Source organism: Ruegeria sp. YKSD163 (assembly GCF_059612905.1).
The window spans coordinates 188,414-212,486 of sequence record NZ_JBXWRM010000006.1 but is presented as its reverse complement, the minus strand read 5'-3'; the positions used below and the strand labels follow the sequence as shown (position 1 = coordinate 212,486).

Below are 24,073 nucleotides of genomic sequence, written 5' to 3'. Positions count from 1 at the left end.
CCCGGGAAGCATGTAACCATGGGACCGCAACAGAAATTTCAACAGGGGGCCAAGATGGCTTTTGAACTTCCCGACCTTCCTTATGCACATGATGCGCTGGCTTCCAAGGGCATGAGCGCCGAGACGCTGGAATATCACCACGACCTGCACCACAAGGCCTATGTCGACAACGGCAACAAGCTGATTGCCGGGACCGAGTGGGAATCGAAGTCGATGGAAGAGATCATCATCGGCACCTACAACAAGACCGCCGTGGCGCAGAACGGCATCTTCAACAACATCAGCCAGCTGTGGAACCACAACCAGTTCTGGGAGATGATGGGCCCGGGCGAAAGCAAGATGCCGGGCGAGCTGGAAAAGGCGATTGCCGAGAGCTTTGGCTCGGTCGACGAGTTCAAGTCGCAGTTTTCCGCCGCGGGCGCCGGTCAGTTCGGTTCTGGCTGGTGCTGGCTGGTCAAGAATGCCGACGGCTCGCTGGCGGTGACCAAGACCGAGAACGGTGTGAACCCGCTCTGCTTTGGTCAGACCGCGCTGCTGGGCTGCGACGTGTGGGAGCACAGCTATTACATCGATTTCCGCAACAAGCGTCCGGCCTATCTGTCGAACTTCCTCGACAATCTGGTGAACTGGGAAAACGTCGCCTCGCGCATGTAAGCGCCGCAGGCTGGCAGGAATTCGGCCCGGTCCCCGTTTCGGGGGCCGGGTTTTTGTTTGGCAGAGGAGGGGGCGCTGCCCCCGCCGCCTGAAGGCGACTCCCCCGGAGTATTTTTGGCGAAATGAAGGGGCTGGCCAGGCGGGGTGGCAGAGGGCATTCTGCCGCCGGGAGGACGAGCGCATGACAGACATGTCCCAGGAACCGCTGGTGGGCGAGGAACTGAGCGAGGCTGTGCTGACCCTGACCCTGGGCCGGGCGCCCGCGCATCCGCTGTCGCGGGCGATGATCGCGGCGCTGCACGACGCGCTGTCGCGAGCGATGGCCGATGACCGGGTGCATGTGCTGGTGATCCAAGGGCCGGGGCGCATCTTCTGCGCCGGGCATGACCTCAAGGAGATTGCGCGCCACCGGGCCGACGCCGACGAGGGGAAGGCGTTTGTCAGCGAGCTTTTCGCGGCCTGCGCTGCGATGATGCTGGACCTCGCGCGCTGCCCCAAGCCGACCATCGCCATGGTCGAGGGGATTGCCACCGCCGCCGGCCTGCAACTGATGGCCTCCTGTGATCTGGCCTATGCCTCTCCTGCCGCGCGATTCTGTCTGCCGGGGGTGAAGAATGGCGGGTTTTGCACCACGCCCGCTGTGGCTGTGTCGCGTCTGATCGGGCCGCGCGCAGTCAGGGAAATGGCGATGACCAGCGCCACTTATGGCGCCGACTGGGCACTGGCGGCGGGGCTGATCAACCGCATCCTGCCCGACGAGACGCTGGCGGCGCATGTGGGTGCGCTGGCCCGTGACCTGGCCGCGTGCAATCAGGGTCCGCTTCGACGCGGGATCGTGACGCTCGACCGGCATCTGGACCTGCCGCTCGAGGATGCCTATGCACTGGCGACCCCGGTGATGATCGAGCATTTCATGGATCCGGGTCGTCGCCATCAGGACTGGACCGAGTGAGCGACAACTCGCGCTTGCCAAGCGGTGCCGCGCGGGGCATCACCGCGCGGTAACGGGCAGGGGTATTGCCGCCCGGCAACGGGTAGGGGCATTCCCGCCCGGCAACGGGCGAGGGCAGGGTATGGACGAGCGCGGGCGCGGTATTCTGGCGATGATCGGGACCTGTCTGGTCTGGGGTCTCTCGCCGCTCTACTACAAGTTGCTCGCGCATGTGCCCCCGCCCGAGGTGCTGTCCCACCGCACGTTCTGGTCCGTCCTGCTGTTCGGTGTCTATCTGGCGATGCAGGGGCGACTGGGAGAGCTGCGCCGCGCCTATGCCGGCCCGCGCCAGACCGCGCTGATCGCGCTGGCGGCGGTGATGATCTCGCTCAACTGGTTCGTCTTTATCCTGTCGATCCAGCTTGGCCATGCTACCGAGGCCTCGATGGGCTATTACATCTTTCCGCTGATCGCGGTGCTGATCGGACGGTTCTGGTTTGCCGAGCGGCTGAGCGGCGGACAATGGCTGGCGGTGGTGCTGGCGGCGCTGGCGGTTGCCCTGCTGACCTGGGGGCTGGGCGTAGCACCCTGGGTGGCGCTGATCCTGTCATGCAGCTTTGCGCTCTATGGCGCGGTCAAGAAGTTCCTGCCGCTGGGGCCGGTGATCTCGGTCACGGCCGAGATCGTGATCATGATGCCATTGTTCCTGTCGGTGCTGGCCTGGTTTCATCTGCGCGGGCAGGGGGCGTTTGGCGGCGATCTGACCACTTCTCTCCTGTTGATCGGGTCGGGGCCGCTGACGGCGATCCCGCTGATCCTGTTCAGCTATGCTGCACGGCGGGTGCCGCTGTCGACCGTGGGCGTGCTGCAATATATCAACCCGACCCTGCAATTCATGTGCGCGGTGGTGATCTTTGGCGAGCCCTTCACCCGCTGGCACGGCATCGCCTTTGCGTTGATCTTGGGGGCGGTGGCGGTGTTCTCGCTGTCGCTGGTCCGTCAGGACAGGGCGGCGCGCAGGGCCGCCATGGCGGTTTCGGGCCTGTCGACCCAAGTCAGGTAATCCGCCAGCGAGGCATCGGCAAAACCCTGATCCACCGTGCGGTCGATCAGGCTGCGCAGCGGGTCCCAGTAGCCGTCCACATTCATCACCAGGATCGGTTTGTCATGCAGGCCGAGCTGCCGCCAGGTGAGCGCCTCGAAGAGTTCATCGAGGGATCCGGGGCCGCCGGGAAGGACCACAACCGCGTCAGCGTTCATGATCATCACCTTCTTGCGTTCATGCATGGTCTCGGTCACGACAAAGGTGCTCAGGTCGGTCTTGCCGACCTCGCGCCGCAGCAGGTGCACGGGGATCACGCCAAAGGTCTCGCCGCCGGCGGCCTGGGCGGCGCGCGCGACCTCTCCCATCAGGCCCACATCGCCGGCGCCATAGACCAGCCGCCAGCCAGCCTCGGCCAGCAAGGCACCCATCCGGCGGGCCGCCTCGGCATAGGCGGGCATTGCTCCGGCGCGCGATCCGCAATAGATACAAACGGATTTGACGGTCATGGGCGGCCTTTCCGGGGTCATCGAGAGCAGAGAGATGGGGCTCTGATATCGGGAACGGCGGGGCGGCTCAACCGTGATGGGACGGATCAGGCCAAGTGCCTTGTCCGTGAATGGGGAAGGACGGACATGGCAGGAGAAACCGGAACCGGGGGGCTTGGCGCTTTTGGCTGGGCGGTCGTTGCGGGAGGCGTTCTGGTGGCCGGGGTGGCCGGGCTCTATTTCGGAGGCGTGATCGGCGGCAGGCAGGATCCGGCAGCGCCGGTTCCCGTTGTGGCCAATGTTCCGCAAGTTTCTGAGGAAAAAGAGGAAAACCCTGCGGTTGCAGTGGTCGAGCCTACGGGTGAAGCCAAACGCGATCCCGCGCCCGAGGCCGCAGCCGCTCCCGCTTCCGAGCCCGAGGCCACAGCCGAGGCCGCCACGCCGGAACCGGAGGCTGCCGCCGAAGCAGCCAGCGAAGCCGTGCCCGAAGCGCCCGCTGCCGCACCGGCCGAAACCGCCGAACTGCCCCCCGCGCTTGGCGCGCCGGTGCTGGACCAGATCTTTGTCGAGCCCGACGGCACCGCGCTGCTCTCGGGCAGTGCCCCCGCCGGGGCGCGAATCGCGGTGTTGCTGGACGGTGCGGCTCTGCATGATTTCGAGGTGCCCGGCGACGGCAAATTCGCCGAGTTCCTGACGGTGCCGTTCAGCGCCGCCGCTCGCGTTCTGACCCTTCGCGCCGCCCGCGATGGGCAAGAGGCGCTGTCTGGCGACTACATCCTTGCCGCGCTGCCCGAACCGCAGCCGGTCGCGGTTGCCGAGGCAAAGCCCGAACCGCAGCCAGAACCGGTCGAGGCGGGGGAGCCGACCGAGATCGCGGAAGCGGCCGCGGAGCCGATCGAGACGACCAAGGCGGCACCCGTGCCGCAGCCGGAACCCGCCCCAGTCGCCTCGGCGGCGCAACCGGAGCCTGAAACCGACGCCGCTCCGGAACCTGTCGAAACCGCCGAAACCGCGCCGGTGGCCGGTGACGCCGAACCCGCGCCCGTCAGCGAGCAGCTGGCCGCTGCGATCCCCGAGGCTGAAACGGCTGCGGATCCCGTTGACGAGGGCGCCGAAGTGGTTGCGAAGGCGACGCCCGAAAGTTCCGCGCCGGCGCCGCAACCTGAACCGGTGGAAACGGCCGAAGTATCGCAGCCCGCGCCCGAACAGCCGGCGTCCAAGCCGGAAGAAAGCACCGGCCCGGTCATCGAGGCGACAGCGCAAGTGGCCGCACCCGAACAGTCGGAACAGCAGGAGATCACCGAAGCTCCGCAACCCGCGGTCACGCCCGAAGCGCCCGCCCGCGTGGCGGTGTTGCGCTCGGATGAGAGCGGGGTGGAACTGGTCCAGCCTGTCGAACAGCCCGAGACCGTGGAACCGCAGCGCGTCGCGCTGGATACGATCGGCTATAACGATGTGGGCAATGTGCGCCTTGCGGGCCGCGCCAATGTCGGCTCGCTGATCCGGGCCTATTTCGACAATCGCGCGGTGGCCGACATGACCGCCGATGCGCTGGGCAAATGGCGCGGCGAGATCGTGGATATCGCGCCCGGTGTCTATACGCTGCGGCTGGACGAGCTGGACGCGCAGGGCGCGGTGCTGAGCCGGCTGGAAACTCCGTTCAAGCGCGAGGCGCCCGAGGTGTTGCGCCCGGCCCAGGCCGCAGTGGAACCGGGCACCACGCCCCAGCAGCCGCCGGTGCGCGCGGTCACCGTACAGAAAGGCGATACGCTCTGGGCCATCTCGCGCGAGCGCTATGGCGACGGGGTGCTCTACGTCAAGGTGTTCGAGGCCAATCGCGATGCGATCCGCGACCCCGACCTGATCTATCCCGGCCAGGTCTTTACCGTGCCCGAGTAAGCGGCAGCCTTGTGCCGCCACGCTCCAGGGGTTACCCCGAACCGACGCTCTGACCGCAACGAGGGTACGTGATGAGACGACTGGCACACACCGCCCCGGCGGATCAGACAGCATCCGCCGAGCGCCGCTCGGGCCTGCGCACCCTGCGCCGGGTGGCGCCCTATCTCTGGCCCGAGGGCGAGGGATGGGTGAAACGCCGGGTACTGGCGGCCATGGCGATGCTGGTGCTGGCCAAGCTGATCGCGGTATATACCCCCATCCTCTACAAGGGCGCGGTCGACGCGCTGGCGGGAGAGGGCGTGCCGCCCTTGGCGCTGGGCGCGGTCGGGTTGACCGTGGCCTATGGCGTGGCACGGATGATGACAGTGGGGTTCCAGCAGCTGCGGGACGTGCTGTTCGCGCCGGTTGGGCAAAGGGCGCTGCGGGCGCTGGCGCTGGAGACCTTTCGCCATATCCACCGCCTGTCGATGCGCTATCACATCACCCGCAAGACCGGCGGGCTGAGCCGTATCATCGAGCGCGGGGTCAAGGGGGTCGAATTCCTCTTGCGCTTCATGCTGTTTTCCATCGGGCCGCTGATCCTGGAACTGGTTCTGGTGGCGGCGATCCTGATGTACCTGTTCGATGTCTGGTATCTGGTCGTGGTGGTGGGGACCATCGCGCTTTATATCTGGTTCACCTTCGCGGTGACCGAATGGCGGGTGAAACTGCGCCGCGAGATGAACGACCAGGATACCGAGGCCAATCAGCGCGCCATCGACAGCCTGCTGAATTTCGAGACGGTCAAGTATTTCGGCGCCGAGGAACGCGAGGCGAACCGCTATGACCAGTCGATGCAGGCCTATGCGCGCGCGGCGCTCAAGACCTCGTATTCATTGGCGTTTCTCAACTTTGGCCAATCTTTGCTGATCACCTGCGGCCTGATCGGGGTCATGGTGCTGGCGGCGCTGGGTGTACAGGCGGGGCAACTGACCGTGGGCGATTTCGTCATGGTCAACGCCTATATGATCCAGATCACCGTTCCGCTCAACTTTCTGGGCACTGTCTATCGCGAGATCCGGCAGGCGCTGGTCGATATGGGCGAGATGTTCGATCTGCTGGAACAGCCCGCCGAGGTGAGTGACAAGGCAGATGCCGCGCCGCTCAAGGTCAGCGGCGGCGAGATCACCTTGACGGATGTGCGCTTTGGCTATGAGGCGGATCGCGAGATCCTCAAGGGTGTGACGCTCAGCGTGCCTGCGGGGCAGACCGTGGCCATCGTGGGCGCCACCGGCTCGGGCAAGTCGACCATCGGGCGGCTCTTGTTCCGGTTCTATGACGTGACCGGCGGTGCGCTCTGTATCGACGGGCAGGACATACGGGATGTTACGCAGACCAGCCTGCATGACGCCATCGGCGTGGTGCCGCAGGATACCGTGCTGTTCAACGACACGATCCGTTACAACATCGCCTATGGTCGCGAGAACGCAACGCAGGCCGATGTCGAGGCGGTGGCGCGCGCGGCCCAGATCCACGATTTCATCGCCTCGCTGCCCGAAGGCTATGACACCAAGGTGGGCGAGCGCGGACTGAAACTGTCGGGTGGCGAGAAGCAGCGGGTGGGCATCGCGCGTACCTTGCTCAAGAACCCCCCGATCCTACTGCTGGATGAGGCGACCAGCGCGCTGGACACCGAGACCGAGCAGGAGATCAAAGAGGCATTGGCCCTTGCGGGCGAGGGGCGCACGGTGATCACCATCGCCCATCGCCTCAGCACCATTGCCGAGGCCGACAAGATTGTGGTGCTGGAAAAGGGCGAGATCGTCGAGCAGGGTACCCATGATACGCTCTTGTCGCGCGGTGGGCGCTATGCCCAGCTCTGGACGCGCCAGCAGGCGGGCGAGGACGAGGCGGCCTGATACGCGCGCGCCTTGGAACCGTCATTTACCCTTCACAGTCATGCCCTTTTCGCGCGATAGCTGAAAAGCGCCCGTGGGTTGCGGGCGCGTTACGAGGATCAACGCGGTGTTGCGGCACCAGTTTCAGAAACTGACCGTCTTATTTGCCCTGGAGATGCTGGCCATCATCTTGGTCTTTCAGGTGTTTTCGTCGGTTGAATGCAGCCTTACCGATAGCGAAACCGCTTGCCGGGCCTTGCGCGGTGCGACCATCCGCATCCTGTGTGTCGGGATTGGTCTGGGTCTGTTCATCTGGTTCCGGCCGCATCTGCGGCGCCGGTTGGTTGCCGCCGCAGACAATCCCGATGCCGAGGCGCGGCGCTGGTGGGCAGTGCATCTGATCGGGTTGGGCCTGATCTTCGTGCCCTGGCTCAGGGCGGATCCGGCCAGTCTGAACGCCGATTTCCAGGCACACCTGGCCACATTGCTGGCGGGGGCGGTCCTGGCCGCGATCGGTGCCCTGTTCCTGCTGCTACCGCGCCGCGACCTGCCGGGCCTGCTGCGCGAGGGTGGCGCCGGGCTGGCGCTGGTGGTGCTGGTGGCACTGCTGATCCCCGATCTGGCCGATGCGCTTGCGCCGCTCTGGTGGGCGTTTCATGGCCTGATCCTGACCACCTTCTACGGGGTGGCGGTGGTGCTGGCGGCGCTGGGTTTTCACGTGGTGCTCAGCCCCGAGACGGCCACCATCGGCACCGAGGGCTTCTTTGTCGAGATGGCTGGTACCTGCTCGGGGATCGAGGGTTTTGCCCTGACTGCCGGGTTCTTTGTCATCTATTCGGTGCTGATGCGTGACACGCTGCGGCTGGGCCGGTTCTGGCTGATCGTGTTCCCGCTGGCGCTGCTGGTCAGCTGGGTGTTCAATATATTCCGCATAGCGGCCCTGATCGCGATCGGGGCGCGGCTGTCGCCGGAACTGGCGGTGAACGGATTTCACAGCTTTGCGGGCTGGCTGTTCTTTACCCTCTTGGCGCTGGGTGTGATCTGGGTGGTGCAGGCGCGACCCTCGCTGCACCGGGCCGTGGTCACGTCGCGCGGAACCGGGGCGCCCGAGCCCCTTCGCGAGGACCTGAATGCGGCATTGATCGTGCCCTTCATCGTGTTCATGCTGTCGGGCCTGCTGGTGCAAAGCCTGTGGCAATCCCCCGCTCTGGGGTATCCCCTTCAGGCGGGGTTGATGGCGGCGGCGTTGTGGATGTTTCGCAAGCCGCTGCTGGCGCTTGACTGGCGCCTGGACCCGGTGGCCCTGATGGCCGGTCTCGTGGTGGGGGCGGGCTGGATCCTGTTCTCTCGTGGCGGCGCCGCGCCCGCGGGGCTGTCAGAACTGACCGGAGCGGCGCTGGCAGGATGGATCCTCTGCCGAATACTGGGCACGACGCTATTGGTGCCGATGATCGAGGAGGGGTTTTTCCGGGGCTACCTGCTGCGACTGTTGTCTGGCTCTGCGGCCTGGCAGACGGCCCTGTCAGTCGCTGTGACCAGCCTTGCCTTTGCGCTTCTTCATGGGCGCGTGATCGAGGCCGGTCTGGCCGGCCTCGTCTTTGCCTTGGTCGCGCTGCGCCGGGGGCGTCTGGGTGACGCTGTCCTGGCGCATGCGGTGGCCAACGGGCTGGTCGCGCTGACCGCGCTGCTCACCGGTGACTGGACCCTGATCTGACGCGCAGGCTCAGCGGCTTTTACGGCGGTGCATCTCGCGTGCCAGCAACAGCCCCGCTGCCACCGCAGCCAGCGCCAGAGCCCCGGTCGAAGCGTCGATCTCGGGCACCGAGGAACGGGTTCCGCCACCGCCGCCATAGCTCCAGCCACCCCACCACCAGAAGTAGTAGTCAGAGATCTGCGCTGTTGCGGATGTGGCCGTCAGAACCAGGGCCGAGATTGCGGCACTTGTCGTGGTCATAGCCTTGTTGAGCATGGTGCAGCTCCCTTTTTTCCTTGCCGGACAGCATGACCTGTTGCCTTGATCTTTTCAAGGTTTTGCCACATTTCGGATCAACTCTGGAAACGATGGCCGCAGCCCAAGGGCGATTGCGTCCTTTCCATTGTCAATCACAGGCCCGACAGGCCCGATGTGGGCCTGCCGTTGCTGCTTATCCGCGCGACTCGGGCGGGAATGGCGCCGCGCTGGCCAAGGGCTTTATTCGGCGGCCTTCAGCGGCTGATCGGGCATGATCCGAGGTGGTTCGGCCTGCATCGGATCCCAGATGATCTCGGTTGCCTTCAGTCGCTTGGCCGAGCGGCGCAGGATCATATCGCGGGCGATGCGGCTGGATCGTCCTGCGGTGATCCGTGCCAATCCACGTCCGATCATCAGAAGATAAGTCGAGGTCCAAACCCTGAGCGCCAGCAGAGACGGCGTCACCACAAGCGTCAGAATGGTTGCGATGCCCAGGCCGAACACCACCGCCGTGGCCAGCTGTTTCCACCACAGAGCCGTGGGGCTGTCGATCGAATAGCCACCATTGATGAAATCGAGGCTGAGCCCGAACATCATCGGTGTCAGGCCGGCCATGGTGGTGATCGTGGTCAGCAACACAGGCCGGATCCGCGCCTCGGCGGTGCGCACGATGGCCTCGATCCGGGGCATGTAGCGGCTGTATTCCTGATAGGTGTCGATCAGCACGATATTGTTGTTCACAACGATCCCGGCCAGCGCCACGATACCGGTGCCGGTCATGATCACCGAGAAGGGTTGCCCCATCACCATCATGCCGATCAGCACGCCGGTGGTGCTGAGGATCACGGCGAGCAGCACCAGTACCGAGTTGTAGAAGCTGTTGAACTGCGCCAGCAGGATGATGAACATCAGCCCCAGCGCCGCGGCAAAGGCCTTGGACAGGAATTCCTGGCTTTCCTTTTCGTCCTCCTGATCGCCGGTCCATTCCCATTCCACCGCCGGGCCGAAAGGGTCGGATTCCAACCATTGGGTCAGCGTGGCGATGCGCTCGTTGGCATTGATCGGGGCAAAGCGCACGCTACCGGCCGCGACGGCGTCGCGCGCGGCGGCTGCACTGTCGAACCCGTCAAGCCTCTCGATCTGGAATTGCGCGCCATCAGCGGGGCGGGTCACCACCTCGCCGGTCGGCGCCACCCCTTCGGGTAGGGCGCGCAGCACGGCAAGTTCCACCTGCGGATCGTCGGCAGAGACCAGTTTGAACAGGCCCGGCTCCACATCCGCCTTGACGTCGAAATAGCGTTTCTGATCGACGCGGTTGATCTTGGCCAGTTTCTCGACCGGTTTGCGGCTGATGAAGTTCGACAGCGGCACCAGCCCCTCGGGCGTGCGTACCTTGAGCGTGTCGAGCGTGCTCAGCACCCGGTCCTTTTCCGGCAGGCGGACGCGGATCTCGATCTCGTCATCGGCATCGGCGGGGCGGTATTCGCCCAGCAACACGCCGCGCGTGACCAGCTGCACCATGGCGCCGACGGTGGCCACATCGGCCCCGAAGCGGCCCGCCTTGGCCACGTCCACGTCGATCTGCCAGTCGATGCCGGGCAGGGGCAGGTTGTCCTCGATCTTGATCAGGCCCGCCGTCTCATCGAATGTGGCGCGCGCCTGAGCGGTTGTGGCCAGCAGCGTGTTCCAATCGTCACCCTTGATACGCAGATGCACGGGCTTGGCCGAGGCCGGGCCACGGCCCAATGCCTCGATCTCGGCCACCATGCCAGGCAGCTTGGCCAGTTCATTGCTCAGCTGCTCCAGTACGAAATCGCCGTCATATTCGGCGGCGACCACCTCTTCCTCGAAGCCCAGCCAGGCACTCATGCGGCTACCCAGCCAGCCCGTCAGCGGGTGGGTTTCGGTGGGGCGGTCCTCCCAAGGGATGATCTCGAACTGGATCTGGCCCACGGTATCGGCGGGCGCCTGCGCACCGCCGTTATTCTGGTCCAGCCCACCCTCGCCGGCAAAGGAGAACACGTTGACCACCGCCGGATGCGCCGCGATCACCTCTTCGGCTTGGCGCACCAGAACATCCTTTTCCGCCAGCGACAGGTTGCCCCGCGCGCGAACATAGGTGGTGGCCTGTTCCGGTTCGCTCTCGACAAAGAATTCCACCCCCAGCGAGCGCTCGGGGAAGATCACGAACACCACCTGATAAACGGCGAAGAACACCGCAAAGATCGAGACGATGGGCATCACAGGGTTGCCGGCGATGAACTTGATCAGATGGCCAAAGGGCGTGTGCCCGCCAGGGGCGGCGACACGGCGCTGAGGCATCTCGATCCGGGCGGCGCCCAGCGTGACCGAGGCGGCAAAGGCCGACAGGAGGAACAGCACCGCACCGACAAGCGTCCCGCCCGGCGCACCGGGCGGCAGCAGATAGGCGGGGTTCAACAGCTGCATCGCACCCAGGAACATGCCGTAGAGCGCGGGCGGCACCAGGGCCGCGCGCACCACCCAGGGCGTGCGCGCGCGCAGCCATTCGGACATGCGGTTGAACACGCGGCTGATGCGGCCCGACACACCGCCCATGACCGGCAGATAGATCAGTGCCACCACCAGTGAGGCCGAAAGCACGAAGATCAGCGTGACCGGCAGCATCCCCATGAACTCGCCCGGAACTCCCGGCCAGAACAGCATCGGCAGAAAGGCGCAGAGCGTCGTCGCCGTGGACGAGACCACAGGCCAGAACATCCGCTGCGCCGCCTCGACATAGGCATGCATCGGGCCGATGCCGTCCTTGATCCGCTTGTCGGCATATTCCACCACCACGATGGCGCCGTCGACCAGCATCCCCACCGCCAGGATCAGACCGAACATCACGATGTTCGAGATCGACACGCCCATCGCCGCCAGAAAGGCAAAACACAGCAGGAACGAGGTCGGGATGGCAAAGCCCACCAGCAGCGCCGCGCGGCTGCCCAGGCTTGCCAGCACCACGATCATCACCAGCGCGATCGCGGTCAGCACCGAGCCTTCGAGCTGGCTGACCATCGAGCCCACGACCCGGCTCTGGTCGTTCGAGGTACCCATCTGAACGGCGGCCTGCAATTCGGGCGGCCAGGCGGCGCGCGACTTGGCCACGGTCTCCTTTACCTGTTCGACCGTGTCGATCAGGTTGAAACCCTTGCGCTTGACCACTTGCAGCGCGACGGTGTTCTCGCCGTCAAAACGCGCGGTGCCCTTGCGGTCCTCGAAAGTATAGTTGATCTGCGCCAGCTCACCCAGCCGCACCACCCGGTCGCCATTGACCTTGATCGGCAGGTCATAGACATCGCGCGCGGTCTTGAAGGACGAGGGGATCTTGACCGCGAACGAGCCCTGTTCACTCTCGATCTCGCCCGCCGCGATCAGCTGGTTGTTGTTCTGCACCACATTGATCAGTTCCAGCGCGGTAACGTTATAGGCTTCGAGCCGCAGCGGGTCGATGATCACTTCGAGCATCTCGTCGCGGTTGCCCGCGATCCCTGCCTCGAGCACCGCGTCGAGCGATTCCAGGTCGTCCTGCAAATCCTTGGCGATGCGCGCCATGGTGCGTTCGGGGACGGCGCCGGTCAGGTTGACGATGACGATCGGGAACTCGGAAAAGTTGATCTCGGTCAGCGTATATTGCTCGGCCCCGTCTGGGAAACTGGCCTGGGCGGTGTTCATCGCGTCGCGCACATCGGCAGTGATCGCGGTCTTGTCCCATCCGAATTCGAACTCGAGTGCCACGCCTGCATAGTTTTCGGCGGCGGTGGAGGACATCTTCTTCAGCCCGTCCAGATCGGCCAGCTCGGTCTCCATCGGCTTGACCAGCAGGCTTTCGCTGTCCTCGGCGGAAATGCCGGGGAAGCTGACCGACACGAACAGAGCCGGAATCTCGATATCCGGCTCACCCTCCTTGGGCAGGTTCACATAGGCCACCCCGCCGATCATCAGCGAGATCGCGATGAAGGCCAGAACCATCCGCGCCCGGGATGCGGCCCAGTCGACGATACCGGTCATTCAGAAGCCTCCCGCCAGGTCGGTTCCACGGTCACGCCCTCGGTCACGAAATCCTGACCGACCACGATCACATTTGCCTGTTCGGGCAGGCCGGTCACCCAGATGCCGGTCGGGGTGTCGCGCACCAGTTCAACCGGGATGAAACCCACCTTGTTTCCCTCTTCGACGGTACGCACGCCCAACTCGCCCTCGTTGTTCAGTGTCAGCGCCGATTGCGGCAGCCGGTGCGCCTTGGCCCCGTCGGACGAGATCGCGATGGTTGCTGTCTGGCCGTCGCGGATCAGCAGTTCGGGATTGGCGACGGTGATCTCGACCTCGAAGGTGCGGGTGGTCTGGTCCGCCGAACGGCTGAGGAACGTGACCCGGCCCTGCACCTGAAGCCCGGTGGCCAGTTCGGCCCCGGCCAGCGCGCCCACCTGCACCCGGTTCACCTCGGTCTCGGGGATGAAGCCAACCACCTTCATCGGGTCGAGCTGGATGATGGTGGCGCAGAGTGCGCCGGGTTGCAGCAGGCTGCCCAACTCGGCGGTATCGCTTTCCAGCAGGCCCTGGAACGGCGCCTCGATGGTGAGCCGGTCAATCTCGCGCTGGGCAGCGGCCACGGCGGCGGTGGCGGCCTCGATGCTGGCGCGGCTGGTTTCCAGTCCCGCCTCTGCGGCCTTGATCCCGGCCTCGGCTGACCGGACCGCAGCTTCGGTCGATACGCGGCGGGTTTCTGAAGCATACCCGGTCTCGGCTAGTTTCTGCGCGGCGTTGTCGTTGATGCGGGCCTCCTTCAGCCGCGCCTCGGCCTCGTCCAGACGCGCCTCGGCCTCGGGCATCGAGCTTTCGGCCTGTGCCTTGCGCGCGCGCGCCTCGGCCAGGCTGGCGGGACGAGTGCCCGGATCGAGTTCGCACAGCAGATCGCCGGCCTCGACGAAGGCGCCCTTGCGCTTGGGTTCGGAAATTACGGCTCCGGTGGTCTCGGCCCGCACTTCGACCTGCCGGATGGCGCGAGTCTGGCCACGCAGCACCACCGCGCTGTCGATCTCGGTTGCCTGCGAGCGCAACACCACCACGCCCACGGCGGCGGTCTCGGCAATTGCGGCACCGACGGGATCGGAGACGGGCGCGGCGTCCGCCTCGGCCCGGCTGGCGGTTTCCGCCTTGGCAAAGGCCATCAGCGCCTGGCGTTCGAAAACCATCATGTAAAGCGTGACGGTCACGAGGATCGCGGTGAGGAAGGGAACCAGTCGCATGAAGTACCTTTCTTCAATCCAACCCGGTCAAAATACGGGGTCCGGGCTATTTGCGCAGAGACATGGGGTTTCCGTCGCGTCTTGTCCATACTGAACTGTCCAGTTCAGTTCATTTTTCGCCCCATTTTGGCAAATGCGCAAGAAAAATGCAGGTTCGGCACCTCTTGGCTTGCCCGGTGGCGCGCGGTATGAGAGGCCGGAACCGAAAAGGTCAGGATAACAGGGCAGGGGCCAGGAATGAGCGACACCGACAGTTTCATCGACGAGGTCACCGAAGAGGTTCGCCGCGACCGAATGTTCCTGCTGCTCAAGCGCTGGGGCTGGATCGGCGGGCTTGCGGTGCTGGCCATCGTCGGCGGCGCGGCCTGGAACGAATATTCCAAGGCGCAGGCCACCGCCCGCGCCGAGGCGCTGGGCGATGCGGTGATCGCGGCGCTTTCCTCCAACGATGCCGCTTCGCGGGCCGAGGCGCTGGCCGGGATCGAACCCGCCAGCACCGGCGGCGACGCGGTCTTGGCGCTGCTGACGGCGGCGGCCGAATCCGGCAACGGGGACAATGTGGCGGCAGTCACCCGGCTTGACGCGCTGGCGTCGCAGGGGGAACTGCCGCAGATCTATCGCGAGATCGCCGCCTTCAAGGCGCTGCTGTTGCAGGCGGAAACGCTGCCTGTCGCCGACCGCCGGCAGCGGTACGAGGCTTTGGCCCAACCCGGCGCGCCGCTGCGTCTGCTGGCGCTGGAGCAGCTGGCGTTGATCGACATCGCCGAGGGCGAGACCGAGGCCGCGCTGGCCCGGCTGCAATCCATCCGCGAGGACGCCGAGGTCAGCACGGACTTGCAACAGCGCGCAACTCAGTTGATGGTGGCGCTGGGGGCCGACCCCGCACCGCTGCCCACCCGTCAGGGCTGAGCCCCGGGACACGGACAGCGCCGCGCGGCCGCAAAGAGAAAACGAAAGACAGGCGAGTTCGACCATGGTGACCAGCTCTTTCTCCCGGATCGGGGCATCCCTGATGGGCAGCGCGCTGCTGCTACTCTCGGCCTGTGCCGAACCCGAGGTGATCCTGCCCGGTGAGCGCGAGGATATCCGCCCCGGTGCCACCGACGCGGTGGTCAATCAAGGCCGCGCCATCCGGCTGCCGTCGCAACAGGCCAACAGCACCTGGGCGCAGGCGCCGGGTACCGAGGCGTTCCGCACCGCTCATCCCGCCCTGCGCAGCACGCCGCAACGGATCTGGTCGACCCCGATCGGATCGGGCGATGAAAAGCGTCAGCGCATCACCGCCGATCCGGTGGTGGCGGGTGGGCTGATCTATACGCTCGACAGCGCCGCCCGCGTCTCGGGGGTGACTCCGGGTGGCGGACTGGCCTGGCAAACCAATCTGGTGCCGCCGGGCGAGGACGAAGGACAGGCCACAGGCGGTGGCATGGCCTATGCCGATGGTATTCTCTATGTCTCGTCCGGCTATGGTCTGTTGACCGCACTCGACGCCAAATCTGGCGCGGTGCGCTGGCAGCAAAAGCTGAACGCGACCGGTTCGGGCACGCCCACCATCCGCGACGGGCTGCTCTATCTGGTGGCCGGAGACGATACCGGCTGGGCCATCAATATCAACGACGGGCGCATCGCCTGGCAGGTTCAGGCCACGCCCAGCGTCGGCAACGTTCTGGGCGCACCCGCACCTGCGATGACCTCTGATCTGGTGATCTTTGCCTTTGGCTCGGGAGACCTGATCGGCAGTTTCCGCAATGGCGGGGTGCGCCGCTGGGCGGCATCGGTCTCGGGTCAACGCAAGGGCCGCGCGGCGGCCCGGATCGGCGATGTGACCGGCAGTCCGGTGATTCAGGGGTCGACCGTTTACGCGGGCAACCATTCGGGCCGCACCGTGGCGTTTCGCGCCGACAATGGCGAGCGGCTGTGGACCGCGACCGAAGGCGCGCTGGGGCCAGTCTGGCCGGCGGGTGACAGCGTGTTCCTGGTCAGCGACCGCAGCCAGATCGTCCGGCTCGACGCCAGCGACGGAAGCGTGATCTGGGCGCAGGACCTGCCCGGTTTCGTCAAGGACAAGCCCAAGAAGCGCGGCGCCAGCTATGCCCATTATGGCCCGGTTCTGGCCGGTGGGCGGGTAATCGTCGCCTCGAATGACGGTTATCTGCGGCTCTACAACCCCGAGGATGGGGCCATGATCAGCCGGGTCGAGGTGCCGGGCGGGGCCACCACCGGGCCGGTGGTGGCGGGCAATACCCTTTATGTCGTGGGGGCCACGGGCCAACTGCACGCTTTCCGTTGACGCTCGGACGCGCTATAGGGCGCGTCTGAGTCTAGAAAAGTAGAGTGCCATGTCTCTGACCCTCGCCATCGTGGGGCGGCCCAATGTGGGCAAATCCACCCTGTTCAACCGTCTGGTCGGCAAACGGCTGGCGCTGGTCGATGACCAGCCGGGCGTGACCCGCGACCTGCGCGAAGGGCAGGCGCGGCTGGGCGACCTGCGCTTTACGGTGATCGACACCGCGGGGCTGGAAAACGCCACCGACGACAGTCTGCAGGGCCGGATGCGGCGGCTGACCGAGCGGGCGGTGGACATGGCCGATATCTGCCTGTTCATGATCGACGCCCGCGCGGGTGTAACCCCCAATGACGAGATTTTCGCCGATATCCTGCGCCGCCGCTCGGCGCATGTGATCCTGGCCGCCAACAAGGCCGAGGGCGCCGCCGCCGATGCCGGGGTGATCGAAGCCTATGGGCTGGGGCTGGGTGAGCCGATCCGGCTTAGCGCCGAACACGGCGAGGGGCTGAACGATCTTTACGCCATACTGATGCCGCTGGCCGACAAGATGGAGAAGGCCGCCGAGGAGCAGGCGCCGGAAACCGATGTCGATCTCGACCCCGAGGACGAAGAGGATGACGCCGAGGGTGCCGTGCAGGAGGCTCCGGTCATCACCGCAGACAAGCCGCTTCAGGTCGCGGTGGTGGGCCGCCCCAATGCGGGTAAGTCGACCCTGATCAACCGCATCCTGGGCGAAGAGCGCCTGCTGACGGGTCCCGAGGCGGGGATTACCCGTGATGCCATCTCGCTCCAGATCGACTGGGACGGCACGCCGATGCGGATTTTCGACACCGCAGGTATGCGCAAAAAGGCCAAGGTGCAGGAAAAGCTGGAAAAGCTCTCGGTCTCGGACGGGCTGCGCGCGGTCAAGTTCGCCGAGGTCGTGGTGGTGCTGCTCGACGCGGCCATCCCCTTTGAACAGCAGGATCTGCGCATCGCCGACCTGGCCGAACGCGAAGGCCGCGCCGTGGTGATCGCAGTCAACAAATGGGATGTCGAAGAGAACAAGCAGGACAAGCTGCGCGATTTGAAGGAAAGCTTTGACCGGCTCTTGCCGCAGCTGCGCGGTGCGCCGCTGGTCACCGTGTCGGCCAAGACCGGGCGCGGGCTCGATCGTCTGCATGACGCCATCCTGTGCGCCCATGCGGTCTGGAACCGCCGCATTCCCACCGCCGCGCTGAACCGCTGGCTGATCGGCATGCTGGAACAGCATCCGCCGCCCGCGCCGCAGGGCAAGCGGATCAAGCTGCGCTACATGACCCAGGCCAAGACCCGGCCGCCGGGATTCGTGGTGATGTGCAGCCATCCTGACAAGATGCCCGAAAGCTATTCGCGCTATCTGGTCAACGGTCTGCGCGCCGATTTCGACATGCCGGGCACGCCGATCCGCCTGACCCTGCGCGGGCAGGGGGACAAGAACCCCTACAAGGGCCGGCGCAAGAAGAATGCCGGCGCCCTGACCAAGCACCTCAAATCGCGCGGCTAGGCGGCGCGCGTCAGGTCAGCCGGCGCGCAATCGTGCCGGATTGCGATGCTTATTGTCGCAGCGGGTGACAATTACCCGCTTGCGGCGCTATCACTATGTACGCAAAGGTTTCTTTGTCGCGGCGCGCTTGTCATTCCTGCGTCGCGCACCCAAGTCGTCTGTTGCAAGAGAACCCGGCCATCCGAGGGAGCGGTGCGGAGATGGATCTGAGAGCATACACACGTCAATACGCGGTGCAGGACAACCGCCTGGCCGCACTGAGCTACTTCGGAACTTTCGCGGTCTATTTCACCGCGCTCTATCTGGCGATCACCTATGTCGAACAGTGGTTTGTGCTGATCCCCGCCGGGGTGGTCTTTGCCTTTGCGGCTGTGCGGCTTTACGTGCTGCAACATGATTGCGGCCACCACTCCCTGTTCGAGACACGCAATCAGAACGAGCTGGCGGGTCATGTCCTGTCGCCGTTCACATTCGCACCCTTCGAAGTGATGAAGCAGAACCACAACCTGCATCATGCGGGGGTGGGAAATCTGGAACACCGCGAGACCGGCGAGATCCACACCATGACCCTTCGGGAATGGCGGGTGGCTGACTGGCGCACGCGGCTGGCCTATCGGCTTTATCGCAACCCGTTCATCCTGATCCCGCTGGGGGCGGCGTTCACCTATTTCATCCGCTACCGCTGGCCCAAGAACGCGACCCGGTTCGGCGCGCGCGGGGTGCTGCTGCACAACCTTTCGATCGTGGCTTTCCTGACGCTGCTCTGGGCACTGGCGGGCATGACCGGCTTGCTGGTCTGGCTGGGCTTTTCCTTCTTGGGCGGGATGATCGGGGTGTTCCTCGTCTATCTTCAACATAATTTCGAGGACACCTACTGGGACCGCCGCCCCGATCTGGACCCGCAGCTGGCGGCGTTGCAGGGGTCCTCGGCGCTGGATTTCGGCTGGTGGTTCGACATGGCCGTGGCCTGTATCACCCTACACGACATCCATCATTTCAACGCGCGCATCCCGTCCTACCGGTTGCGGGCCTGCCATTACAACCTGCCGCCCGAATACGCTCCGCGCCGCATAGGCTTTGCCGAGGCGGTGGCCGCGCTGAACCTCAAGCTCTGGGATGAGGACGCCCGTTGCCTGGTGCCCTTTCCGAAACGCGCGGATGCGGTCGAGCCGGTGACTGGCTAGACCATGTATTCCGTGTTCCGCAAAAAGGGGGCACGGAGGAAAGAAAGATTGTGTATACAAACGAGTAATCTTTGACAAAAGGGAGGCAAAGGAAGTTTGACATGACCCCTGTCAAGAAAATCGAGGGCGTTGGCCCGGCATTGGCAAGAATGCTGGCCGAGAACGGGTTTGACAGTGCCGAGACGGTTGCCGCCGCCAGCATCGAACGGTTGATGAACCTGCCGCGCATCGGTGCGCTCAGGGCCAAGGCCATTCATGCCGCGGCGCAGGCGCTGGTATCGGCGCAGCCGTCGAAAACCGCCGCACCGGCTGCCAGCCCCGCACCGGCCCGCAAACCGGCAGGGCGGTCCTCTCGCACGCGCCGCCCGGTTGCCGGACGCGGCGCAACCGCAAAAAAGTCCGACCCTGTCCAGGCCAAACCCGCCACCGCGGCCCCCCCGCAGTCGACTCCCGCCAAGCCTGCTTCGCCGCGTGACGAGGCGAGCGAGGCCGAGGTCCGTGCGGGCGAGGCAGCGGCCCTGGCCGAACAGGCCGAGGCCGACGCCAAGGCCCGCAAGAAGGCCAAGGCAGCGGCCAAGGCAGAGAAGGCCAAGCAGAAGAAAAAGGATTTCGAAGAAAAAATCCGCAAGGCCGAGGCCAAGGTCAAGAAGAAGTCGGACAAGAAGAAGTCCGGCAAGAAAAAGTCCGGCAAGAAGAAAGACGACAAGGACAAGAAGAAGGCAAAGAAAAAGGCGAAGAAGTAACTTCTTCGCCTCGTTCCGGTCTGGTGTGGTTCCCTGAGATCAGCTCAGGGTGCCGTCCGTGTTCAGCTTCAGCTTGCCGCCCAGATAGGGGGCCAGCGCCTGGGGCAGGGTGACCGAACCGTCCGCGTTCTGGCCGTTCTCCAGCACCGCGATCAGGCACCGCCCCACCGCCAGGCCCGAGCCGTTCAGCGTATGCACGAATTGCGGCTTGCCACCATCGGCGGGCTTGAACCGCGCATTCATGCGGCGGGCCTGGAAATCACCACAGGTCGAGACCGAGCTGATCTCGCGATAGGTGTTCTGGCCGGGCAGCCAGGCTTCGATGTCATAGGTGCGCCGGGCGCCGAACCCCATGTCGCCGGTGCACAGGACGATGGTGCGATAGGGGATGCCCAATGCCTCGAGAATGCCCTCGGCGCAGCGCAACATGCGTTTCTGCTCTTCATCCGAATGATCGGGATGGGTGACCGAGACCATTTCGACCTTTTCGAACTGGTGCTGGCGCAGCATGCCGCGGGTGTCCTTGCCGGACGAGCCCGCCTCGGAGCGGAAGCACAGCGAATGGGCGGTATAGCGGCGCGGCAGATAATCCTCGGCAATGGTCGAGCCATTGACGATATTGGTCAGCGATACTTCGGAGGTGGGGATCAGCCACCAGCCCTCGCGGGTCTGATAGCTGTCTTCGCCGAATTTTGGCAACTGGCCGGTGCCATACATCATCTCGGACAGGACCAGCACCGGGCCGTTCACCTCGGTCAACCCGTTCTGTTCGCTGTGGGTGTCGAGCATGAACTGCGCCAGCGCCCGGTGGATACGGGCCACCGCGCCCGAAAGCAGCACGAACCGTGCGCCCGACAGCTTGGCGGCGGTTTCGAAATCCATGCCGTCCTGTACCGAGGCCAGGTCGAAATGTTCCTTGGGCGCGAAATCCATCTCGCGCGGGGTGCCCCAGCGGTGCAGTTCCACATTGTCGGCCTCGTCCGCCCCTTGCGGGACGTCCTCGGCGGGCAGGTTGGGCAGGCCCGCGAGCAGTTCGGTCAACTGGGTGTCCAGCTCCTTGGCCTCGGCCTGCATCGCGGCGATCTCGGCCTTTTTCTCGGCTACCAGCGCGCGCAGGCGCTCGAATTCGGCCTCGTCGCCGCGTGCCTTGGCGGCGCCGACTTCCTTGCTGGCCTTGTTCTGCTCGGCCTGGGCAGTCTCGGCGGCCAGGATCTTGCCCCGGCGTGCTTCGTCCAGGGCCAGGATGTCCGACGACACCGGCGCGCTCCCACGGCGCGAAAGCGCGGCGTCGAAGGCGGCTGGGTTCTCGCGGATGGCGCGGATGTCGTGCATGGGTCTGGTCCTTGGACTGGGTGATTCACTGGCCCGGTTATGCACCATCCGCGCGCCGGGGTGTAGCGCCGCCGCCAGCTTGTGGAAAGAGAAAGGGGCCGGGTGTTGCACCCGGCCCCCGGTTGACCTTGCGGCCCGGCTCAGCTGAAGGCGACGCGGGGTGCCGCGATCTTGTGGCGTGGCGGCTGCATGTGGATTACGCCAGTCAGGAAATCGGCATAATCGCAGGTCAGCTCGGTGCCGGCCGGAATATCGGTCAATGCCACCCCCCAGATTCCGTCCGAGAAATCGAGATTGGGATACATCGAATGGTTCATGAACCGTCCCTCATCGCTTTCCAGGATCAGGTATCCGGGCCGGTTGATATCGGGATAGCTGTAACGCTCCAGAAATTCCTTCACATGGGGTTCGACATTGTCGAGCTTGCTTTCGGGAAAGGTGATGTCGAGCATCTTGTCATGGCGCCATACCTTGTCGCCCCGGGCGATGTCGTCATGGCAGAATACCCCCAGTCCTTCGATTTCGGAGGGGGCGAGATAGCAGCGCACCATCATCATGCGCCTGTTCCTTCTGTAAAGGATGGCCGGGCCGCGTTCCGGTCTGGGATAAGGGGGGCGTACTCCCTGCCTCCCCGCGCGCCGCGGCGCGCGCAACGCAACAAGGCACCGATTCGATGACTGTTGCAACGAATTTCATATCTGCCCTCGAGAAAGGCTGGTAGCCGTTCAGGCCCTGGTCAAAATCATGTCCGTCATCGGTTTGAAACGGGCCCACCAGCCGGCTTCCAAACCATCACCGACGGTCAGGCTTGTTCAGCTTTCGACGCCTCGTGGGCCAGTTTTCCGCTCCATTTTTCAGTCGGAATCTTTGGCACCTCGGGATCCGCTTCATAAGATGGAGTCATGATCTGGACGCCGTTTTCGGTAAATACCTCAAAGATATTACGATGCAGTTCCGACCTGATGCGTGGAATGTTCGAACCCCGAGTCGTATGGGCGTTGATCTCATAGTTGACTGCGTAATCCGCCAACGCCGTCCAGAGCACAAATGGTTCCGGGCGCATCCTTAGGCCGTCGGTGCGTCGCGCCGCTTCGATCAACATCGCCTCGACCTTTTCCGCAGGTTCCTCGTAGCCGATTCCAACAGTCGTATGCAGAATCACTCCGCTGCTCTCCGAGTGCTTGGTGTAGTTGACGACCTCGGAATTCAGCAGCTGGGCGTTGGGAATCGAGATCAGCTCGTTCTTTGTCGAGCGCAGATGCGTTTCCATCAGCTTTATTTCGACGACATCCCCAAGGTGATCTCCGATCTGAATGCGATCTCCGATCGACGTGGACCGTCGGTAGATCACGAAAAGTCCAGAGATCAGATTGTTCATCACCGAATTCGATCCAAGCGACAGCATCGCGCCTACGAGAATGGTCAGCCCCTGAAACGCGGCGGATTCGGACCCAGGAATGTAGGGAAACGAAAACACCAACGCGATCAGGATCAAGGCCGCTCTTATGAGGTTGAAAGTGGGAATGACCCAGTGGCGTTCGAAGTTTCCGATTACGAAACTTCCCGCCTCGACCGCTTCGAAGAAGATACGCAGGCCGCGAATGATATACTGGGTGACTGCCGCGATGATCAGAAGCGTGACGAGATTTGGAAGATAGTTAATGAACCCGAGGACGATGTTCAGAACCGGCCTCGTTACATAGGTCAGCAGCAACTGGGCGACATAGCGCGTTTCGGCAAACGACAGCAGAACGAACGAAAGATAGTAGTAAACACCCAGGAAAAAGATCACCAACAGGATGAAGCTGATCCCGAACCGGATCAGTGCGGCGATGGCATCAGCGCGGACATGTGCCTTGGTGGCGGATTCGACTTCGGCCAGGTTTCGGTGAACCAGCTTGGTGACCCGAGTGTTGAGGAAGCGACGTAAAAGGACACCCAGAAAGGTGAAAAGCGCAAAGGCCAGCGTCCAGCCCATGGCATAGATCGCCCCTTCGAGCCTCGCTTCGTCTGATCGCTCGGCCCTGTAGGTCAAGATCGCGTCGTTGATGACCTTGGCTTGAACATCGGTCAACAGTTCTATGTCGATCTTTTCAAGAGAGGCGTCGGCTTGCGTAACAGTCAGGATTTCGACGCCATCGGCATAGATGACATAACCAAAGCGCTCTTTTCTCTTTTCAATGTCGACGGTTGCGGAATCGGATGCCGTGGCGACCTGTACAAGTCGCTCATGAACCCTGAGCGCGCGCCGTTCAGCAGGCAAACCAGTCACGCCGCGCAGCAGGAACAGTTGGGACCCGTCAAGGATCACTGGGGCCTGAAAAATCCCCTGCGAGGATTGAGACGGTGCCGGTGTTTCCTGCGCTGAAACCAAGGATGTGCAGAGGTACTGGATAACAAGTACAGCTATCACCAACAGACGAGACATGGTTGGTTTTCCTCGTTGCTTCTGGTTCGACTATACTCGCATGAGACAACCTGACCAGTGGGCAGTATCGGCAAAAGATCCGCTTTCGCGCTCGACTTGCAAAGCGGCGGTTCTGCGCATAGGTTCCCGGAAATTTCGCGGGGCCGCACCCCGTCACTCAGCACAAAGGAATGTCCCATGGATGGTGGCGCAATCGCCCAGTTTCTCCCGCTTATCCTGATCTTCGCGATCATGTATTTCCTGTTGATCCGGCCGCAGCAGAAGAAGGTCAAGGAACATCAGGCCATGGTCAGCGCCCTGCGTCGCGGCGATCAGGTGATCACCCAGGGCGGGTTGATCGGCAAAGTCGCCAAGGTCAAGGAAGACGGTGAGCTCGAGGTCGAGATCGCCGAAGGCGTCAAGGTGCGCGTGGTCAAGTCGACCATCGCGCAGGTGCTGAACAAGACCGAACCGGCGAAGTAA

The 24,073-nt window shown here is 64.2% G+C and carries 19 protein-coding genes and 1 pseudogene; 12 read left to right on the top strand and 8 right to left on the bottom strand.

Going from position 1 to position 24,073, the window contains the following annotated elements; translation table 11 throughout:
• Positions 1–54 precede the first annotated feature (54 nt).
• The 3 genes from AC2FNA_RS10690 to rarD all read left to right on the top strand — a co-directional run bounded on the left by AC2FNA_RS10690 (position 55) and on the right by rarD (position 2,648).
• Positions 55–654, top strand: a complete 600-nt coding sequence (locus AC2FNA_RS10690; protein ID WP_496826335.1) for a superoxide dismutase — start codon at positions 55–57, stop codon at positions 652–654.
• A 181-nt stretch (positions 655–835) separates the two neighbouring features.
• On the top strand, positions 836–1,606 hold the full coding sequence (locus tag AC2FNA_RS10685; protein ID WP_496826333.1) for an enoyl-CoA hydratase-related protein: 771 nt from the start codon (positions 836–838) through the stop codon (positions 1,604–1,606).
• A 121-nt stretch (positions 1,607–1,727) separates the two neighbouring features.
• Positions 1,728–2,648, top strand: coding sequence for an EamA family transporter RarD (gene rarD, locus AC2FNA_RS10680; RefSeq protein WP_496826331.1), 921 nt, complete (start codon positions 1,728–1,730; stop codon positions 2,646–2,648).
• Here rarD and AC2FNA_RS10675 read toward each other — a convergent pair.
• Positions 2,585–3,136, bottom strand: a complete 552-nt coding sequence (locus tag AC2FNA_RS10675; protein WP_496826329.1) for an LOG family protein — start codon at positions 3,134–3,136, stop codon at positions 2,585–2,587. The genes rarD and AC2FNA_RS10675 overlap by 64 nt on opposite strands.
• 126 nt (positions 3,137–3,262) lie before the next feature.
• On the opposite strand from AC2FNA_RS10675, the gene AC2FNA_RS10670 reads away from it, so the two are divergent.
• From AC2FNA_RS10670 to xrtE, 3 genes are all read left to right on the top strand, one after another.
• Positions 3,263–5,014, top strand: a complete 1,752-nt coding sequence (locus tag AC2FNA_RS10670; RefSeq protein ID WP_496826327.1) for a LysM peptidoglycan-binding domain-containing protein — start codon at positions 3,263–3,265, stop codon at positions 5,012–5,014.
• A 71-nt stretch (positions 5,015–5,085) separates the two neighbouring features.
• Positions 5,086–6,912, top strand: a complete 1,827-nt coding sequence (locus tag AC2FNA_RS10665) for an ABCB family ABC transporter ATP-binding protein/permease (RefSeq protein WP_496826325.1) — start codon at positions 5,086–5,088, stop codon at positions 6,910–6,912.
• Between the two features lie 109 nt (positions 6,913–7,021).
• Positions 7,022–8,605: an exosortase E/protease, VPEID-CTERM system gene (gene xrtE, locus AC2FNA_RS10660; RefSeq protein WP_496826323.1), complete on the top strand. Its 1,584-nt coding sequence runs from the start codon at positions 7,022–7,024 to the stop codon at positions 8,603–8,605.
• 9 nt (positions 8,606–8,614) lie between these two features.
• Here xrtE and AC2FNA_RS10655 read toward each other — a convergent pair whose 3' ends face one another.
• The 3 genes from AC2FNA_RS10655 to AC2FNA_RS10645 form a co-directional block, all read right to left on the bottom strand.
• Positions 8,615–8,845, bottom strand: a complete 231-nt coding sequence (locus tag AC2FNA_RS10655; RefSeq protein WP_496826321.1) for a VPEID-CTERM sorting domain-containing protein — start codon at positions 8,843–8,845, stop codon at positions 8,615–8,617.
• 237 nt (positions 8,846–9,082) lie between these two features.
• Positions 9,083–12,874, bottom strand: coding sequence for an efflux RND transporter permease subunit (locus AC2FNA_RS10650; protein WP_496826319.1), 3,792 nt, complete (start codon positions 12,872–12,874; stop codon positions 9,083–9,085).
• A complete protein-coding gene (locus AC2FNA_RS10645; protein ID WP_496826317.1) occupies positions 12,871–14,112 on the bottom strand; it encodes an efflux RND transporter periplasmic adaptor subunit in 1,242 nt (413 codons plus the stop codon). Before AC2FNA_RS10645 ends, AC2FNA_RS10650 begins: the two co-directional genes overlap by 4 nt.
• 237 nt (positions 14,113–14,349) lie before the next feature.
• On the opposite strand from AC2FNA_RS10645, the gene AC2FNA_RS10640 reads away from it, so the two are divergent.
• From AC2FNA_RS10640 to AC2FNA_RS10620, 5 genes are all read left to right on the top strand, one after another.
• Complete coding sequence (locus AC2FNA_RS10640) at positions 14,350–15,021, top strand: hypothetical protein (protein WP_496826315.1); 672 nt, start codon at positions 14,350–14,352, stop codon at positions 15,019–15,021.
• Between the two features lie 64 nt (positions 15,022–15,085).
• Entirely contained in the window at positions 15,086–16,402 is a 1,317-nt protein-coding gene (locus AC2FNA_RS10635; RefSeq protein ID WP_496826313.1) for a PQQ-like beta-propeller repeat protein, read from the top strand.
• Positions 16,403–16,451: 49 nt separating this feature from the next.
• On the top strand, positions 16,452–17,924 hold the full coding sequence (der, locus tag AC2FNA_RS10630; protein ID WP_496826311.1) for a ribosome biogenesis GTPase Der: 1,473 nt from the start codon (positions 16,452–16,454) through the stop codon (positions 17,922–17,924).
• A 200-nt stretch (positions 17,925–18,124) separates the two neighbouring features.
• Positions 18,125–19,108 (top strand): fatty acid desaturase, encoded by a 984-nt coding sequence (locus tag AC2FNA_RS10625; protein WP_496826309.1) that lies wholly within the window; start codon positions 18,125–18,127, stop codon positions 19,106–19,108.
• A gap of 101 nt (positions 19,109–19,209) precedes the next feature.
• Positions 19,210–19,851: a helix-hairpin-helix domain-containing protein gene (locus AC2FNA_RS10620; protein WP_496826307.1), complete on the top strand. Its 642-nt coding sequence runs from the start codon at positions 19,210–19,212 to the stop codon at positions 19,849–19,851.
• A 39-nt stretch (positions 19,852–19,890) separates the two neighbouring features.
• On the opposite strand, the gene serS is transcribed toward AC2FNA_RS10620, so the two are convergent.
• The 4 genes and pseudogenes from serS to AC2FNA_RS10600 all read right to left on the bottom strand — a co-directional run.
• A complete protein-coding gene (gene serS / locus AC2FNA_RS10615; RefSeq protein WP_496826305.1) occupies positions 19,891–21,183 on the bottom strand; it encodes a serine--tRNA ligase in 1,293 nt (430 codons plus the stop codon).
• Between the two features lie 140 nt (positions 21,184–21,323).
• On the bottom strand, positions 21,324–21,740 hold the full coding sequence (locus tag AC2FNA_RS10610; RefSeq protein ID WP_234136335.1) for an SET domain-containing protein: 417 nt from the start codon (positions 21,738–21,740) through the stop codon (positions 21,324–21,326).
• A 235-nt stretch (positions 21,741–21,975) separates the two neighbouring features.
• The gene (locus tag AC2FNA_RS10605) at positions 21,976–22,074 is read right to left on the bottom strand and encodes a hypothetical protein (protein WP_496826303.1); all 99 of its coding nucleotides are present in this window, start codon (positions 22,072–22,074) and stop codon (positions 21,976–21,978) included.
• A 25-nt stretch (positions 22,075–22,099) separates the two neighbouring features.
• Positions 22,100–23,611 (bottom strand): annotated as a pseudogene (locus tag AC2FNA_RS10600) (mechanosensitive ion channel family protein); the annotation flags it as partial.
• A 177-nt stretch (positions 23,612–23,788) separates the two neighbouring features.
• On the opposite strand from AC2FNA_RS10600, the gene yajC reads away from it, so the two are divergent.
• The gene (yajC, locus tag AC2FNA_RS10595) at positions 23,789–24,073 is read left to right on the top strand and encodes a preprotein translocase subunit YajC (RefSeq protein ID WP_234136337.1); all 285 of its coding nucleotides are present in this window, start codon (positions 23,789–23,791) and stop codon (positions 24,071–24,073) included.